This is a genomic window from Streptomyces sp. WP-1 (genome assembly GCF_030450125.1).
Classification (GTDB): Bacteria; Actinomycetota; Actinomycetes; order Streptomycetales; family Streptomycetaceae; genus Streptomyces; species Streptomyces incarnatus.
This window is the reverse complement of the sequence record NZ_CP123923.1, coordinates 108739-124827: the sequence shown is the minus strand read 5'-3', so window position 1 is coordinate 124827 and position 16089 is coordinate 108739. Positions and strand designations below refer to the sequence as shown.

Here is a 16089-nt window from a genome sequence, read left to right as displayed (position 1 = left end):
CGGTCGGGCGGCCGGCGGCCGACCGGCCCCTGGCGCCAGGCGTGTCAGGGGCCGGTCCGCACCTGCTCGCGCAGGATGTGCTTCTGCACCTTGCCGGAGGGCGTGCGCGGCAGCGACGGGACCACCACCAGATCCCGGGGGATCTTGTACTTGGCCAGCCTGGTGGAGAGGAAGCCGCGCAACTGCTCCAGCGTCACCGCCGGGTCCGCCTCGACCACGGCGACGACCGTCTCGCCCCAGTCCGGGTGCGTCCGCCCGACGACGGCGGCGTCCCGGATCGCCGGATGCTGGAGGATCGCCTCCTCCACCTCGGGCGAGTAGACGTTCTCCCCGCCGGTGATCACGACGTCCTTGATCCGGCCGACGATGAACAGGTACCCGTCCTCGTCCACCCGCGCGAGATCCCCGGACCGGTACCAGTCGCCCACGAAGGCACGCTCGGTCGCCTCCGGGTCGTCGAGATACCCCAGCATGCGGGTCCCCGAGCGCAGCCACAGCTCCCCGGTCTCGCCGGCCCCGGCGTCCACGCCGTCGTCCTTGACCACGCATATGTCCACGCCGGGCATGCCGCCCGCCCCGATCGACCCCGCCTTGGCGAGCTGCTCCCGCGGGCGGAGCACGGCACCCACCGGCCCCATCTCGCTCATCCCGTACACCTGGCAGAAGCGGTCCGGGCCGTACGCCGCCTCCAGCGTCCGCACCGTCTCGGCGCCCAGCGACGCCCCGCCGTAGGCCCACAGCCGCACGCTCGACAGATCGAATCCGGACAGCTCGACCCCCGCCGCGGGCAGGGCCTTCAGCGGGGCGAGGTAGGCGATGGGGGCGCCGAAGAAGGCGGTGACCCGGTGCCTGCGCACGGCCTCCAGGAAAGCGAGCGGCTGGTACTCCTTCAGCAGGACGACGGTGCCGCCCAGGTAGATCATCGACAGGAACCAGTTGTTCAGGGGCGATGCGTGCCAGATCGGCATGGCCAGCAGGAACCGGTCCTCGCGGCGCAGCCCTGCGGCGGCCGTGGTGTACGCGGGTACGGCGGACAGCCCGCGGTGCGAGTGCAGACAGCCCTTGGGCGCGCCGGTCGTCCCGGAGGTGTACAGCACCTGCGCGACGGCATCCGGTCCGACCTCCACCCCCTCCCATTCCGGCGCCCCGGCGACCAGCCCGTCGAACTCTCCGCCACCGGTGTCGTCCGTGGTGAGGACATCGACCTCGGGGGCGCCCTCGCGCATGCGCCCGGACAGTTCCGCCGCGACGACGGCGACCCGCAGCTTCGAATGCCGTGCGACGTACGACAGTTCGGGCGCGGTCAACTTGTGATTGACCGGCACCAGTGCCGCCCCGGCCCGCCAGATCCCGAACGCCGCCACGGCGAAGGCGGGGGTGTTGTACGTCATCACCCCGACGCGATCCCCCGGCCGCACCCCGCGCTCCCGCAGCACGGCGGCGGCCCGCTTCGAGGCCGCGAGCAACTCGGCGTACGTCATCGACCCCAGATCGGAAACGAGGGCCGGCTTCTCGCCGCGACCGCGGGCCGACGCCTCCAGCATCCATGTCAGGTTCACCGCAGGGTCCTCCGCGTTCCGGTGGGGCTGCCGTGCCGGACGATCCCGTCGGCACGGCAAGAATTGAATCATCGTTCAATATCCCAGGGGAAGCTTCAACTCCCTTTACCGCGAGGGGTTCCCGGGCCGAGGCAAGACGGCGGCCTGGACGGCGGGTCCGGCCGCGAGGACGCCGGCGACGGGGTCAGCGCTCCTCGCGCAGCCCCCACGGAGTCCCGTACTCGATCAGCAGGTCGAGGAAGGGCCGGGGCGGGAGCGCCTCGGGGCCGAGGACGCCGGTGCCCCGCCACGCGCCGCCCGCGATCAGTTCGAGGGCGATGACCGGGTTGACGGCCGTCTGCCAGACCACGGCCTGGGAGCCGTACTCACGCATCGACCACTCGTTGTCGACGACGTGGTACAGGTACACCTCGCGCGCGGCGCCGTCCTTCGTGCCCTTGACCCACGTGCCCGCGCAGGTCTTGCCCTTCATCCGCTCGCCGAGCGTGGCCGGGTCGGGCAGACAGGCGGCGACCACGTCGCGCGGGGAGACCTCGACCGGTCCGTCCGCGCCGGGGACGGCGACCTTCGCCGTGGCGTCGAGCCCCAGCTCGTGGAGGGTCTTGAGCCTGGCGATGAAGTCGTCGCCCAGACCGTACTTGAACGTCACCCGGCGCGCGTCCACCCAGCGGGGCATCAGCAGCACCTCCTCGTGCTCGACGTTCACGCACTCCACCGGGCCGATGCCCTCGGGAAAGTCGAAGACCTCCGGCTCGCTGAACGGCGGCGTGGTGAACCAGCCGCGGTCCCTCTCATAGACCACGGGCGGGTTGAGGCACTCCTCGATGGTCGTCCAGATGCTGAAGGAGGGCGCGAAGTCGTGGCCCTCGACGGTGAGATTCGCGCCGTCGCGGACCCCCAGCTCCTCGATCTCGTCGAAGAGTTCGTCGGCGGCGTAGCGGGCGAAGACGTCCGACAGACCCGGCTCCACCCCCATCCCCACCAGGGCGAGGCGGCCGGCCTCCGCCCAGTCCGCGGCGCGGGCGAACTGCTCGTCGCCGAGCTTCACCCCGCACCGCTCGTACGGCGCGGTCGCGTGCGGCACGGACAGCGACATCGCCATGTCCAGATAGTGCGCGCCCGCCGCGAGCGCGGCGTCGAACAGCGGCATCACGAAACGCGGGTCCGTCGCGTTGAGCAGCACGTCACAGCGCTGCGCGACGAGGAGCCGCCGCACCGCCTCCTCGTCGGAGGCGTCCAGGCGGCACGCGCTGAAGCGGCCGCCGGGGTCGTCGAGCGCGGCGACGGCCGCCTCGGCACGGGCGAGGTCGTAGTCGGCGACGATCATGTGGGCCAGGAAGCCGCGACGGGCCGCGATGCGGGTGACGGCGGTTCCGACACCGCCCGCACCGACGAGGAGTACGCGCATGTCACACACCACTTCGTTGAGACGGTCCCACGGGCGGGAGCCCCGGGAGGTGACCCGATGGAACACGAGGCGGCTTGTTAAGGTCTACGGCGTTGGCATAAGGAGCACGAGGCGGTGACGCGATGCCCAAGAAAGTGGTTCCGGAGGCGGAACGGCGCAGACGGCGGCCGACCCGGCAGGGCACCGTCCTGTCGGAGGGGCTGATCGTGCGGACGGCCCTGCGGATGCTCCACGAGCACGGAGCCGCCGGGCTGACCGCCCGCCGCCTGGGGGCCGCTCTGGGCGCCGACCCGAGCACGCTCTACCGCTACTTCGCCGGCCTGGACGGACTGACCCGGGCCATCGGCGAGGAGCTGATGGGCAGGGCCCTGGACAGCTGGACGCCCACCGGGAAGTGGCGCGCCGACCTGCGCGCCCTCGGCCTCGCCATCCACGCCTCGTACCTCGCCCACCCCCACGCCGCGCTGCTCACCGCCAGCCGCGTCACCGGCCGGCCCCGCGAGATCGCGGTCGACGAGACGATCCTCGGCATCCTGCGCGGTGCGGGCTTCGACGACGCGGACGCCGTCGGCGTCTACCACGCCTTCATCGACCTGACGCTCGCCTTCGCCGCCCTGGACGCGGGCGCACTCGCCATCAAGGACGAGGACAGGGAGGCGGACGAGGAGGTCTGGACCTCGACGTACGCCCGGCTGCCCGCCGAGACCCATCCGCACATCGCCGCCACCGCGCACCTGCTGGCGGACCGGATGAACCTCAGCGCCTATCCGGTCGTACTGGACACCCTCCTGGGCCAGGCCGAGGCCCGGCTGGCAGGGGGTTCCTCCGCTCGCCGCACACGACCGGGAGAGCCGTGCGCGGCGAGCGGAGGTCCCCGGACCGACGAAGCCGTACGGTACGGCCGCTCGCCGGCTCAGTGACGCAGGTGCGGCCGACCGGAGCCGGTCCTCTGGCCGGGCACCCGGCCCGTCCCTACGAGGCGCTGGTCCCGGCGAACCGACGGCACCTCACCTGCCGGCTTGCCGCGACGCGCGCCACCGTGCTCACCCCAGTACAGGACGCTGCCGGCGGCCAGGGAGAAGCCGATCCCCGCGCCCACCGGAGCACCGAAGCCCCCTCCCGACGCGAAGCCGACCAAAGCTCCGGCCAGCAGTCCCACCAACGAGGCGAGGGTGAAGTACCTGCGGATTCTCTCGTCCATGAAATCACCGCCTTTCATAGGCCCCTGTGCCCCGCCGTACGGCATCAAACCGACGATTCGTCACATTAGGCGAGTGATCGCGGTGCCGAAGAGAACTGAGTTGCTTTCAGTTCGGGGCCACGAACCGTGCAGCCGCCTTCGCCGCGTTCCCCACCGAAGCCGGGCCGGGAGCTGCCGGACAGTCCGGTCGTCGGCGAGGCCCCTGCCCGCTGCGGCGCGGTCGCCCACGGCGCGAGGGTCGATCGAGGCCGGCATCCCTCGCCAACGGCGACCCGGAGTGAGCCATGCTGTCGGATGAGACATAGCCGGATCTCCTGAGTACCGCCGTGAAGGAGCGCGTTCTTCAGCAACTCGGAGACGATCAGCATCGTCTTGCCCTGGGCGTCCTGTTCACGGGGTGGCGCCGACCGGACCATACGCGCGAGGTCACTGCCGCGGTAGCGCAGGCGCGGGGCGCAGTTCCGGGCCACGTCGGCGAGCGCGCGTCGACAGGTGCGTCGCGGGGCAGCAAGATGCTTCATCGTCTGGACTTCGCCTGCTGCGGCGCCGATCGCCCCCGCGGCTGCGGGACCACCTGACGGAGCGGCTTGCGCCGTTCGGGGCCTGAGCCCGCGTCACCTGCGGCGGTGTACGCCGCGTCGACCTGGACGGCGGCCTGGATCTCGGCAGCGCGCTGGTCGCCCTCATGCCGTTCGACCCCGAGTTGTCCGCCGACCTGATCCGGCACGTGGTCACCTGCCCCCATGTGGAGTACGGACTCGCGATCGGCCGCAGGCCGACGTGTGGCAGCTGATCGCCGTGGGCTGCTCGGGCCGCTTATGACCTGAGCGTTTTTCGTGGCGCGGACGAGCCTCTCCGTGTAGCGTCAGGGTCAGCTGTCGTGGTTCCGAAGTACCGGTCGCCCGTGAGCAACGCGCACGGGCGATTCTGCTGTTCACAGTCTCTGAGGACCAGGGCGATCACCTCCGGTTCCCGCACGGTGCGGGAGCCGACCTGCGAGTCCCCTTGGAGGGCACAATGGCCAGCGGAACCGTCAAGTGGTTCAACTCGGAAAAGGGCTTCGGCTTCATCGAGCAGGACGGCGGCGGCCCCGACGTCTTCGCCCACTACTCCAACATCGCCAGCTCCGGTTTCCGTGAGCTCCAGGAAGGCCAGAAGGTGAACTTCGACATCACCCAGGGCCAGAAGGGCCCCCAGGCGGAGAACATCACCCCCGCCTGAGCCCCGCCCCACGCTGCTCTCGGCACCCGCCCCGCGACTTTCGCCGGGCGGGCGCCGTGCGTTCAGGAGCTGATTTCGTCCGCAGGCCGCGGCCTCGAAGGACCTGCATGCATCCGCGCCGATAGGCTGTTTCAACACACCCGGTCACCACGGCATTGAGCTGACCGGCCTCCTCGTGCCCGGCGACGCACGGCGCGACGCCGTACCCTATCGCCCGGGCGGGGGAGGAGAGCCAGGACGTCACGGCCTCGCCGCTCACAGGTCCCGGCGGTGGACGGCCCCGCCCTTCATGACGAAACGGACGCGGCCGGTGGCGGTGATGTCCTCGAACGGGTCACCGTGCAGCGCGATCAGATCGGCGGTTACTCCTGTGGTGATCCGGCCGAGGTCGGGCCGTCGCAGCAGGTCGGCGGCGACGGTGGTGGCGGCGCGCAGAGCCCGCGGGGCGGTGATTCCGTGAGCCAGCATGGTGGGGAACTCCCGCCAGTTCTCGGCGTGGGGGAACATTCCGGCGTCCGTGCCGAACGCCACCCGGACTTTGGAGGCGGCCGGCCTCAGCAGTCCGGCGCGGAGCGCGGCGGCGTACTTCCGGTACTGGGAGCGCATGGTCGCCGAGCCGTTCCAGAAGTCGTCGTCGTCCAGCCGGTCCAGGAAGTACGTCTGCGCGTAGTGGGTGGGAACGAGATAGATCCCCTGGCGTGCCATCAGCGCGTAGGAGGTGTCGGTCGCCAGGCAGGCGTGCTCGACGCTGCGGACTCCTGCCCGCACCGCCCGGACGACGGCCTCGTCGGTGAAAGCGTGGGCGGCACACGGCAGGCCGAGGTCGCCGGCCGTCGCCACGAGCGTGTTCACCTCGTCCTGCGAGTAGGGCACGCTCGACGGGCTGTCGACCGGCGAAGAAAAGCCGCCGCTGCCCGCGTACTTGATCCAGTCCGCCCCCGCACGTGCCTGCTCACGCACCGCGCGCCGTATCTCCTCGGCACCGTCGGCCAGGGTGCCGACCTCGGTGCCGTAACGCTGGCCCAGGTCGGGCTCCTTGTCGCCGTGGCCCGACCTGGGGGACAGGATGTTCGGTGCCGCGAGTACGCGCGGCCCCTCGACCAGCCCGTCGTCCACGGCCCGCGCCAGTGACACGTTCAGCGGCAGGTGCGCGCTGCCGAGATCCCGTACGGTGGTGAAGCCGCCGTCGAGCAGGGCGCGCAGCGCGGGTACGGCGGTGAGCAGTTGGTAGCCGGCCGGCGCGGTTTCCGCGGCCTCGTCCAGCAGATGGACGTGGCAGTCGATGAAACCGGGCGTGAGGGTGCAGCCGGGGAGGTCCACGACGAGGGCACCGGCCGGTGGTTGGGCGAGGTCGCCGACGGCCGCGACGAGTCCGTCCCGCACGAGGACGCCCAGGCCGGTCACCGGCGCGTCGTCGACCCCGTTCCAGACCCGGTCGGGCCGCAGCAGGACGTCCTGGTGGGAATGTTCGCTCATGAGGATCCTCCTGGGGAGCGAGGCGGGATGTCCTGTCCGTCGAAGACGAGGGGCGTGTAGTCGGGATCGGACCACACATCACCGGGGCCGGGATTGCCCGGCTCATGGCTGCCGCCGAGCAGACGCAGCACGCCCCACGCGGCGTTGAGACCCGAGGCGAGAGCGTGGTCGAGCCAGCCCGGGGACCAACTGGTGTCGTCGCCGGCGAGGAAGAGGGCGTTGCACGGTTCGCCCGGTACCGCGGGCGCTCCGGTGAAGTTCTTCATGAAGTGGGCGAACAGGTCACGCACGTACGCCGCCTCTCCTGGGCGGGAGAAGCGGCACAGACCGCGGAAATGGGGCTCGTTCTCCCACGAGATGGTCACCGCCTCCGCCGTGTCCGCGTACCGCGTCAGCTCGGTGGCCACGTCGGGGTGGATACGGGCGAGGTCGCGGACGAAGAGGCGTACCCGGTCGCCGAGGCCGGAGGAGGCGACCTTCATGGCGTCCTGGGCCCAGGTGAACGACAGGTCGAGCACCGCCCGGCGGCCGCCCTCCCCGCGCGCCGGCCCGTAGTCGACGGTGTAGGCGGCACGGGGCAGCCGGTCGGTGAGGGTCACGCCGTCGAGAGTGGTGCCTTGCCAGAAGGGCTGTTCCAGCACCAGAGCCGTCTTGGAGCAGGGCCGGTAGCTGAGCCCGCGGACGGCACGCCACAGCCGTGGACCGAGCGGAGACCGCCCCGCAGTGGTGGAGCGAAGGTCGACGTCCGTCTCCAGCAGATGCAGCTGCGGGGTGAAGACGGCCGCGGCGAACCGTTCGCTTAGGCCGTCTTCACTGTGCACGACCACGCCGCGGTCCGGGTCCTCCGCCACCTCCAGCACGGTCACGGCTGGCCGGGGCGCGCCCTCGTTGATCTCTTCGAGACTGGTGGACCGGCCGGCGGGGGAGGACACCCGGTGGCACCAGAAGCCCTCGGCCAGGGCGCTGATCCCCTCGCGGGGGCGGTACATGGTGCCTCCCTGGGTGCAGAGCAGCAGCCGGAAGACCTCCAGCATGCTGATGTCGAAGAAGCTGTCCCAGGCGGCGGGGCCGATGCCGGCCGTGCCCAGCAGACGGGCCTGGTCGGCGCTGAGTCCGGCACCGCCGGGATCGCGCAGGAAGCGGTAGAAGGTCCACTGCTCGTAGTCGCGCACCAGCCGGGTCCAGTGGGAACGCAGTGCGCCGAGGGCCCGCGCCGCGACATCGCGCTGTACCTGCTGGAACCCGACGCGCGTGAGGGCCTGCTGCCACCGCGTGTGGGCGCGGCGGAAATCCTCGTGCAGGTCGTGCAGGTCGGTGATCTCCTCGGCGGGGTACTGCTTGCCGTCCACGTCCCATACGGTCACGGGGGTGGTGCCCTTGGCGTAGTTCTCACGGAACGGGTCCCAGTGGATGCCGAAGGTGTCGGCATACTGGCGCAGCAGCCGGGCGGAGTCGGGGAAGCGCATGCAGCCCAGCTCCACGACGGCGCTGTCCGCGGGGTTCAGCCGGACGCTGTGCATGCGTCCGCCCAGCCGGCGTCCGCCGGGTCCGCTCGTGTCGGACTCCGCTTCGTACAGCACGGGTCGGCAGCCGGCCCGCATCAGCTCGTAGGCCGCCGCCAAGCCGCTCCCGCCCGCGCCGATGACAGCCACCGGCGTGCCGAGAGCCGTCTCGGGCAGACGGCCGACACGCCGGGTTCCGGCGATGTGGGCGGCGTAGTCGAAGGGGAAGTCGACCTGTAGGTCGCAGGCGGGTGGAGGCGTCAGGTCCATGGCATTCAGCGCTCCTTGTCGTGCTTGGGTCCGGTCGGGCGGAGGGTGAGGCGGCGTTCGGGGCACGGCCAGGTGTGCACCGGGGCACCACCGGCGGAGAGTTCGGCGTACTCGGCGGTGACCCGGCGCAGCGCGGTGGTCCGGTCGGCGTGCCGTTCCTGGGCGGACAGCCGGCGCTGCTGCCACACGGCTCCGGTCATGCCCGTGATGACGCGGCGGCCGATGGTGTCCAGCAGCCGCCCCGTCTCCCGCGGGTCGACTCCGAGCAGGTCCAGCCCCTCGGCCGCGTACGGCAGCAGCCCGGGTACGAGGACGCGCGCCGGATGACGATCGGGGCCGCCGCCCCGGCCGGACGGCCACCACAGACGGGCATCGGGGCCCGAGCGGGCGGCGCCGTAGAAGTTCGCGGCCGCGTGCTCGGGGGACAGCTCGGCGCGTACGCCCGGATCGGCCGCCAGCCGGGCGGTGAGGCCGACGAGGAACGCGGTGTTGGCCGCCATGTCGGTGGCTGTGGGACCGGAGGGCAGGGCCCGGAACTCGATGCGCAGGTGCCCCGCCGGATCGTAGACGGGCCGGTTCCAGCGCCATACGGTGCTCAGGTGCACGCGCAGTTCGTCCAGCAGCGGCAGACCGCTGTGCGGGTGCCGGCGGGAAGCCGCGGCGGGGGACGACGCGGGCAGCAGGACCGGGTGTGACAGGGCCGGCTCCGCGAACAGATCGTACGCGCGGCCACTCGTCCCGACACCGCCGAAGGCGACCCTGCTCGGGCGCCGCGCGGCACGGTCGCCGAAACCGCGCTCGTACAGGGGGACGCGCCCCTCGTGCCACAGGCGCCGCCCCAGCACAAGGGACGAGTTGCCGCAGACGGACAGTACCGGTCCGGTGGCGAGCTGCGCCGCGTCGTAGGTGCGCACGAGCGCATCCGGAGGGACAGTGAGGTGTACCTGCCAGGAACAGGCCGCGCCCTGCACGGCGATCGACTCACAGCGCAGGGACCGGCCCTCCGGCCCCGGCAGGGCGACGGTGAACGGTGTGGGCCGGCGGTCGGCCATCGACCGCTCCAGCGCCAAAAAGCGCGGCAGCGCGGTGAGGGCGGAGGGCCCGAGGTCGTCCGGCGTCAGGGAGGGAAGGCTGCCGATGGGCACGGCTCGCGCCCCCAGAGCCGCCGGCTCCCGCGCCACGCGGTCCAGCATCTCGTCGATCTCGTGGCTCATGGCGCTGAAGGGCGCCCCGGCCAGGGGGAGGGGGGTGAGGTTCAGCTCCAGGTCGCACTGGCTCACCTCGGGGGCCAGGCGCCGGTCGGCCACGGCCGTGCGTACGGCATCGGCGCGGAACACCGGCCGCCCCGCCCGGCTGCTCAGAAAGAACTCCAGCTCAGCGCCGACGGTCGGTGGCACCTGGCCGAACCCGGGGGCGACCAGCACCCGTGCCAGTTCGGTGAGGTCCTCGCGCAGGCGGCGGGCGGACGTCGCGAGGTCCGTTTCGTCGAAAGCCTCCCGGCTGATCGCCCGGCCCATCAGTGGTCCGCTTGTCCTGTTCCCGAGGCGACGGACCGCCACCAGGCACGCAGGGCCGGCTCCATCCGCACCGCGCTCCGGGCGACCCACTCCTCGCGCTCGCCCCGGCCCAGGCCGTACTCGATGACCTCCAGGACACCGTCCGCGACCTCCGGCGGGTTCTGACGGTAGGCGTCGACGTAATCGACGATCTCGCTCGGCACGTCGGGTACCTCCCGCAGGACGTCGCCGAGCGCGGCGCAGGTGTTGCACCACAGGGTGAAGTCGGTGCGCGCCAGCAGGGCGGCCTCCGCCGCTCCCGCGTGGAGCGCCACCCAGGAGATGAACTCGGTGAAGCGACGCACCGGTTCCGCGACCGGCGCGGTGCGCATCTCGTCCGCGGACAGCCCCACCGAGGCGGCGGCACCGGACACCATCCGGTGCCGCGCCTTCATGAGTTCGTGGGCCACGAACGAGAAGAAACCGCCTGGCACTTCGTGCGGGTAGCGCGACAACAGAAGTCCATAGGCCGTGAACTCCGCCTCCTGCGACTGGAATTCAGCCAGGGCGAATCGCCTCAGATGCGACGTGTCGATGTTTCCCTCACGGGCCAGGGCGATCAGCTCGTTGCTCCTGACATGGTCGGCGACGTTCGCGCCGACCGCGTCGATGAACTCCGTGGCTGCCATGGGTAACCCTCCTCATGGGTCGGATGCGTGGCATACGGATGGTGCTTCGGGTGACTTGAGGGCGAAAGGTCTTTCCACGTGGTCGAGTTCGCGGCACGATCACGCGGTTCGTGCGGCTCTTTCGTCTGAGCCGGTCGACCATGCACGAATAGCCCGCGCCGCGGACCCTATGCCGTAACTGCACTGGTACCTTCGGGCTGGTCCGTACGGGAAGACAGGGAATCGCCGTGTCCGGTGGTACCGGATCCGTCTCCCGATCTCTCTCCCTCTCTCTCCCGGAACACGCATCACACCGATGAGCATGATTCGGCACATCGCTGACCGGTCACCACGGGAAAAGTTCCGGGCAATATGTCCACGGCCCCGCCGGTGTGTTGCTTCGCCGAGGCGGCAAGGAGTATCACGAAGTACGAGCGCTGAGAAGTGTTACCGCCGCGCCACCCTCGCACGATCTCCGCCGGAAAGAAGTTGATCTTCCATCATGCCACACGTCTGCGAAGTGGGCGGAGAGCATGCGCACGTGTGCTCCGAATGTTGCCTGAAGTGCGAACTGCGATCTTCTCTCCGAAAGATCTCCGACACTTTGAGCAGGATTGAAGAGAGATGCAATGGTGGGCACGGCGAATGCGGGAGTTCCCCGCTCGTCCCCTCTCCAACGGGGCAGTCCACGAAGGGAAAGGACGACGAATTTCCCTGGTCGCAGCTCACCGACCGGGAGAGGCAAGCGGTCGACTTGCTCGTCACCGGCGCCTCCAACCGGATCATCGCGAAGAGGATGGGCCTCTCCGAGCGCACGGTCAAGAACCATCTGCAGTCCGCCTACCGGAAGTTACAGGTGCACAGCCGCTCAGAGGCGATACTGAAACTGGTGGGCTGGGCCGCCCGGAACCCGACGGCCCCCGCACCGTCGGACGTCGATCCCTGACCGCGGCCCTGAGACGAGGGCGCTGCCTCCCTGGCACGCGGCGCGGGCGGCGACTCCGCACCGCTCGACGCCGGCGGAAGGAGGCTTCTGCGACTTCCAGCCCGTCGTGGACGGCGGCACCTGCCCCTGGAACTTCGACTGCCACAACTGCGACAAGTTCGCCATGACGGGCGCCGGTCTCGTCCACTGGCACCGCAAACGCGAGCACTGGCGCACGCTTGCCGAAGGCGCCCCCGACCCCCGCCACCGGGGCTACCCGCACAAGTACTCCGACCCCACCGCCCGCGCGATCGACGGGCTGGAGGGCGCTTTGACCGCCGTCGGCCTGCTCGAAGAGGCCCTCGGCCTCGACCTGCGCCGCCCGCAGCACTTCTGCGGCCGCGTCTGGTCCGCCGCCTTCCGGGCCGGTGAACTCGCCTACCAGCAGGACGGGTTCGAGACCGACCTCGACGACCTCAGCCCCCGGGCCGGCTGAACGATGACGTCCATCATCCCGCCCGCGGCCGCCCTCGCCGCACGGCACCGGCAGACCGAGCGCGGGCTCGCCGACGTCCAGGCCGCCATCGCCCGGCTGCGCCGCGAGACCGGACAACTCACCGTCACAGCCATCGCCCGTCGCGCCGGCGTCTCCAGCACCTTCCTCCACGAGAACCCACAGGCCCGCCTCCTGATCCAGGACGTGGTCGCCACCGCCCGAATAGCGCACCCGCCGCGTCACCGACGAGCACGACCGTGTCGAGGCGGCCTGGCACGAGCGTGCCCTCAAGGTCGAGCACGGCCTCACCCAGGCACACCACGAGATCCGGGCCCAGCGCAATCGCATCGGCGAGCCCATGGGCCGGCTTCGCGGCACCGAGACGACCAGCAACGGTGCCCCCAGCTCCTCGCCCGCTGCCAGCCGGTCGACGGTGGACACGGTGTTCCGGCTCGGCCCAAGGCCCGCCGTGAGTACCAGAACCGGGTAGGCCACCCTCACACCCTGACCAAGATCGTTCTCACCGACAACCGCTGTACCGATGTTCCAACCGCCGCCAATTGCATCAGATGCGAATTGGCGACAGCGTGCGAATCGCCCTGAAGGGGGGCGCCAACCGCGCTGCGGATTCGTGGCGTTGGGCGCTTGAGCTACCGGTGACAGTAGCGGCAGACACAGCCTTGCCGCCACCCATCCAGGGGGCTGACCTGCGGGTTTTCTGGCGACTCGCATAGGATGCGATTTCCTCGCATCAGATGCGAGTCGCGGAGAGTGGTGAATCGGTGGGGTTCAACGGGTCGATACCGGGTGCGGCAAGGCTGCATCTGGTGGACGGGGTCGCGCTGCTGCGGCCGGAGGAACAGGTCTTCACGGCGATGCTGACGGGGTTCGCCAATCAGCAGCTGGCGCGGAATCTGGCCCGCACGACCGTGGAGGGCCGGGAGAACGCGGTGAAGGCGTTCACCGCGTACGTGAACACCTACCCGTGGAACTGGACGCCGGCGATGGTCGACGAGTGGCTCGGGGATCTGCGCTCGCTGCGCGATCTGAAGCGTTCGACGATCCGTTCGTACTCGGAGGCCGTCCGGTCCTTCTGCCACTTCGTGACCGACCCCCTCTATGAGTGGACCGCGACCTGCGAGGAGCGCTTCGGCACCCACCCGGTTCAGGTGGTGCACGAGTGGAACACCGCGGTGCACGTCCAGGACAATGAGTCCGACCCGAAGAAGCGGGCGTTCACCAAGGCTGAGCTGCACGCCTTCTTCGCCCACTGCGACGACGAGGTCGCCCGCATCCGCTCGCTGGGCCGCAAGGGCTGGCTGCCCGCGTTCCGCGACGCCACCGTGTTCAAGACCGCCTACGCCTACGGGACACGGCGCAACGAAACGCGGATGCTCGATGCCGCCGACTTCGGCCGGAACCCCCACGGGGCCGAGTTCGGCGAGTTCGGCCGCTGCCAGGTGAGGTTCGGCAAGGCGAAGAAGGGCTCGCCGCCCAAGCGCCGCGGAGTGCTGACCGTGTTCGACTGGACCCCGGACGTCCTGGACGAGTGGTTCACCGAGGTCCGCCCTCACTTCGGGACCGACGGCAACCCGGCAGCGTGGCCGTCCGAACGGGGCCTGCGGATCGGCTGCCAGCGGATCAACTCCCGTTTCAAGGCATACCGCGAGGCCCTGGGCCTGGACGACGGACTGGACTTCCACTCGCTGCGGAGGTCCTACGTCACCCACCTGATCGAGGACGGGTGGGACCCCCGCTTCGTCCAGGAACAGGTCGGTCACGAGCACGCCAGCACCACCTCCATCTACACCTGTGTCTCGTCGGACTTCCGCACCCGGACCCTGCGCCGGCACCTGGACGACACCATCGCTGCGGCCCTTCAGACCCGAAGCGGGAGGAACGCATGAAGCGCAAGGTCGGCTACACCTGGCGGCTGCGCGAGGTGATGGCCCAACATCAGATCTTCACGGCCACCGAGCTGGTCCCGCTGCTGCGTGAACGCGGGATCGACCTGTCCGCCTCGCAGGTCCACCGTCTGGTCTCCGGGACCCCGGAACGGCTGTCGTTGCAGGTCATGGCCGCACTCTGCGACATCCTCACCTGCACCCCGGCCGACCTGGTGGCCACCACCGCCGAGAACGCCGGGGTCCGCAAGACCGCCACCGGCGACCTTCCGGCCCTGTCCGCGAACGTCGCCAAGCTGCGGCCCCGCGCGGCCCGCATCCTGCCCGACGCATGAGTCGGACCTATGCCACCGACGAGCAGTACGAACGCTGGTTCCTGGCGGAGTGCTGCCGCTGCGGACGCCGCAAGCACAAGGCCGGCACCTGGCCGGACGGCTACGTCTGCCGGACCTGTTCGGACCGCGCGGTTCGGACACGGGGCACCTGCCCCGGATGCGGCCAGGACCGGGCGCTTCCCGGTCTCCGTCCCGGCGACGGCGCCGCGATCTGCACGACCTGCGCAGGTTTCTCCCAGACCTTCGACTGTTCACGCTGCGGCTTCGAAGGCAAGCTCCTGGGCGGGCGGCTCTGCGAACGCTGCACGCTCGCCGACCGGCTCACCGCTCTGCTGGACGACGGCACTGGCCGCGTCCGCCCGGAACTGACACCGCTGTTCGACCTGCTGGTGGCGATGGATAAGCCCAGCAGCGGGCTGGCCTGGCTGGCCATGCGCCGCGACCAACCGGGAAACGCCTCCGAGCGGCTCCGGCAGCTCGGCCTCGGCCAGATCCCGCTGACCCACGACGCCTTCCACGAACTCCAGCCCTGGCGGTCGGGCGCTCACCTGGAAGAACTGCTGATGGCGAGTGGGGTCCTACCCGCCGTCGACAAGTACATCTGCTCGTTCCAGCGCTGGCTGCCCGGTCATCTGGCCGATATCGCCAACCCCGAGCACGCGAAGACGATCAGGCTCTTCGCGACCTGGCGCGTCCTTCCTCGACTGCGGGCACGAGCCGACCGCGGCCACATCACACCCAGCATCCGCCGCTTCGCCGCCGAGCAGATCAAGCACGCGACCGCCTTCCTCCAGTGGCTCGGCGATCGGAACACCACCCTCGCCACCTGTGGCCAGACCGACGTCGACGCCTGGTGGGCCGAGAACAGCGAGCACGGCCGCAACTGCCTTCGGGCCTTCCTCAACTGGGCCATGCAGAGCCGCCACTGCCGACGCTCGCTCTCGCTACCCGCGATGAAGACCACCCGGCGAGCCGCGCTGAGCGAAGACGAACGCCTGGACGCCCTCGGTCGACTGTTGACCGATCCGGACACGCCGACGAACCTCCGCGTCGCCGGCGTCATCGTGCTTCTCTATGCCCAGCCCCTCACCCGGATCGTCCGGCTCACCGTCGACGACGTGATCCACGACGGAGACGCAGTCCTGCTCCGGCTCGGGGAACCGGCCTCACCCGTCCCCGAGCCGGCCGCCTCCCTGCTGCGGGACTACATCGCCGACCGCGACCACATGAACACCGCCACCAACCAGGCGTCCCCCTGGCTGTTCCCCGGCCGCGGTGCGGGCCAGCCCTTCCGCCCCGACCACCTGTCCGCACTCCTCAACGAGATCGGTGTCCCAGTGGCAGCAGCCCGCGGCGCCGCCATCCGGCAACAACTCCTGGAAATGCCCGCCCCCGTCGTCGCAGACGCTCTCGGCTACCACGACAAGACCACCACCCGCCTCCTCAAGGAGACCGGCGGGACCTGGAGCCGATACGCCACCGGAGATCACGCAAAGTCACCAGCAGGCTGGGTCCCACGAGAAACTGGCGACAGTTGAATACGAGCCCCTACCAGTACCGAGGCCGGTGACCGACGCTGCGGCATTCGAGGACGCCTTGGCCGACAGCCTGGACCGGGCCGTGACACC

General features: G+C 70.5%; 14 protein-coding genes. 7 read left to right on the top strand and 7 right to left on the bottom strand.

Annotated elements, in window-relative coordinates; translation table 11 throughout:
- Positions 1-44: 44 nt before the first annotated feature.
- Positions 45-1559: a class I adenylate-forming enzyme family protein gene (locus QHG49_RS00540; protein WP_301486719.1), complete on the bottom strand. Its 1515-nt coding sequence runs from the start codon at positions 1557-1559 to the stop codon at positions 45-47.
- A gap of 184 nt (positions 1560-1743) precedes the next feature.
- Positions 1744-2967: a saccharopine dehydrogenase family protein gene (locus tag QHG49_RS00535; RefSeq protein WP_301486717.1), complete on the bottom strand. Its 1224-nt coding sequence runs from the start codon at positions 2965-2967 to the stop codon at positions 1744-1746.
- A 122-nt stretch (positions 2968-3089) separates the two neighbouring features.
- Here QHG49_RS00535 and QHG49_RS00530 point away from each other — a divergent pair, with 122 nt between their 5' ends.
- Entirely contained in the window at positions 3090-3887 is a 798-nt protein-coding gene (locus QHG49_RS00530) for a TetR/AcrR family transcriptional regulator (RefSeq protein WP_301486715.1), read from the top strand.
- Here QHG49_RS00530 and QHG49_RS00525 read toward each other — a convergent pair.
- On the bottom strand, positions 3881-4168 hold the full coding sequence (locus QHG49_RS00525) for a hypothetical protein (protein ID WP_145489425.1): 288 nt from the start codon (positions 4166-4168) through the stop codon (positions 3881-3883). The two genes, QHG49_RS00530 and QHG49_RS00525, sit on opposite strands and share 7 nt — an antisense overlap.
- A gap of 1017 nt (positions 4169-5185) precedes the next feature.
- On the opposite strand from QHG49_RS00525, the gene QHG49_RS00520 reads away from it, so the two are divergent.
- Positions 5186-5389, top strand: a complete 204-nt coding sequence (locus QHG49_RS00520; protein WP_138906060.1) for a cold-shock protein — start codon at positions 5186-5188, stop codon at positions 5387-5389.
- Positions 5390-5644: 255 nt separating this feature from the next.
- Here the strand turns inward: QHG49_RS00520 and QHG49_RS00515 are convergent, their stop codons facing one another.
- Genes QHG49_RS00515 through QHG49_RS00500 form a run of 4 tightly spaced genes read right to left on the bottom strand, consistent with a single transcriptional unit; the run spans position 5645 to position 10822 of the window.
- Entirely contained in the window at positions 5645-6865 is a 1221-nt protein-coding gene (locus tag QHG49_RS00515) for an amidohydrolase family protein (RefSeq protein WP_301486710.1), read from the bottom strand.
- Entirely contained in the window at positions 6862-8637 is a 1776-nt protein-coding gene (locus QHG49_RS00510; RefSeq protein ID WP_301486707.1) for an FAD-dependent oxidoreductase, read from the bottom strand. Before QHG49_RS00510 ends, QHG49_RS00515 begins: the two co-directional genes overlap by 4 nt.
- 5 nt (positions 8638-8642) lie before the next feature.
- Positions 8643-10154 (bottom strand): glutamate--cysteine ligase, encoded by a 1512-nt coding sequence (locus tag QHG49_RS00505; RefSeq protein WP_301486705.1) that lies wholly within the window; start codon positions 10152-10154, stop codon positions 8643-8645.
- Positions 10154-10822, bottom strand: a complete 669-nt coding sequence (locus QHG49_RS00500; RefSeq protein ID WP_145489434.1) for a hypothetical protein — start codon at positions 10820-10822, stop codon at positions 10154-10156. Before QHG49_RS00500 ends, QHG49_RS00505 begins: the two co-directional genes overlap by 1 nt.
- A gap of 583 nt (positions 10823-11405) precedes the next feature.
- Between QHG49_RS00500 and QHG49_RS00495 the strand changes: the two genes are divergently transcribed.
- The 5 genes from QHG49_RS00495 (at position 11406) to QHG49_RS00475 (ending at position 15999) form a co-directional block, all read left to right on the top strand.
- Positions 11406-11747, top strand: a complete 342-nt coding sequence (locus QHG49_RS00495) for a response regulator transcription factor (protein ID WP_301486702.1) — start codon at positions 11406-11408, stop codon at positions 11745-11747.
- A 106-nt stretch (positions 11748-11853) separates the two neighbouring features.
- On the top strand, positions 11854-12222 hold the full coding sequence (locus QHG49_RS00490) for a hypothetical protein (protein ID WP_301486701.1): 369 nt from the start codon (positions 11854-11856) through the stop codon (positions 12220-12222).
- A gap of 755 nt (positions 12223-12977) precedes the next feature.
- On the top strand, positions 12978-14129 hold the full coding sequence (locus tag QHG49_RS00485; protein ID WP_301486700.1) for a site-specific integrase: 1152 nt from the start codon (positions 12978-12980) through the stop codon (positions 14127-14129).
- A complete protein-coding gene (locus tag QHG49_RS00480) occupies positions 14126-14461 on the top strand; it encodes a helix-turn-helix transcriptional regulator (protein ID WP_301486699.1) in 336 nt (111 codons plus the stop codon). Before QHG49_RS00485 ends, QHG49_RS00480 begins: the two co-directional genes overlap by 4 nt.
- The gene (locus QHG49_RS00475; protein WP_301486697.1) at positions 14458-15999 is read left to right on the top strand and encodes a hypothetical protein; all 1542 of its coding nucleotides are present in this window, start codon (positions 14458-14460) and stop codon (positions 15997-15999) included. Before QHG49_RS00480 ends, QHG49_RS00475 begins: the two co-directional genes overlap by 4 nt.
- Positions 16000-16089: the final 90 nt, after the last annotated feature.

What these genes read in the sequence shown, in the direction of transcription:
- QHG49_RS00485 (WP_301486700.1), top strand. Translation starts at nt 12,978, where the DNA reads ATGCGAGTCGCGGAGAGTGGTGAATCGGTGGGGTTCAACGGGTCGATA.
- QHG49_RS00510 (WP_301486707.1), bottom strand. Translation starts at nt 8,637, where the DNA reads ATGGACCTGACGCCTCCACCCGCCTGCGACCTACAGGTCGACTTCCCC.
- QHG49_RS00505 (WP_301486705.1), bottom strand. Translation starts at nt 10,154, where the DNA reads ATGGGCCGGGCGATCAGCCGGGAGGCTTTCGACGAAACGGACCTCGCG.
- QHG49_RS00530 (WP_301486715.1), top strand. Translation starts at nt 3,090, where the DNA reads ATGCCCAAGAAAGTGGTTCCGGAGGCGGAACGGCGCAGACGGCGGCCG.
- QHG49_RS00475 (WP_301486697.1), top strand. Translation starts at nt 14,458, where the DNA reads ATGAGTCGGACCTATGCCACCGACGAGCAGTACGAACGCTGGTTCCTG.
- QHG49_RS00525 (WP_145489425.1), bottom strand. Translation starts at nt 4,168, where the DNA reads ATGGACGAGAGAATCCGCAGGTACTTCACCCTCGCCTCGTTGGTGGGA.
- QHG49_RS00515 (WP_301486710.1), bottom strand. Translation starts at nt 6,865, where the DNA reads ATGAGCGAACATTCCCACCAGGACGTCCTGCTGCGGCCCGACCGGGTC.
- QHG49_RS00500 (WP_145489434.1), bottom strand. Translation starts at nt 10,822, where the DNA reads ATGGCAGCCACGGAGTTCATCGACGCGGTCGGCGCGAACGTCGCCGAC.
- QHG49_RS00520 (WP_138906060.1), top strand. Translation starts at nt 5,186, where the DNA reads ATGGCCAGCGGAACCGTCAAGTGGTTCAACTCGGAAAAGGGCTTCGGC.
- QHG49_RS00480 (WP_301486699.1), top strand. Translation starts at nt 14,126, where the DNA reads ATGAAGCGCAAGGTCGGCTACACCTGGCGGCTGCGCGAGGTGATGGCC.
- QHG49_RS00535 (WP_301486717.1), bottom strand. Translation starts at nt 2,967, where the DNA reads ATGCGCGTACTCCTCGTCGGTGCGGGCGGTGTCGGAACCGCCGTCACC.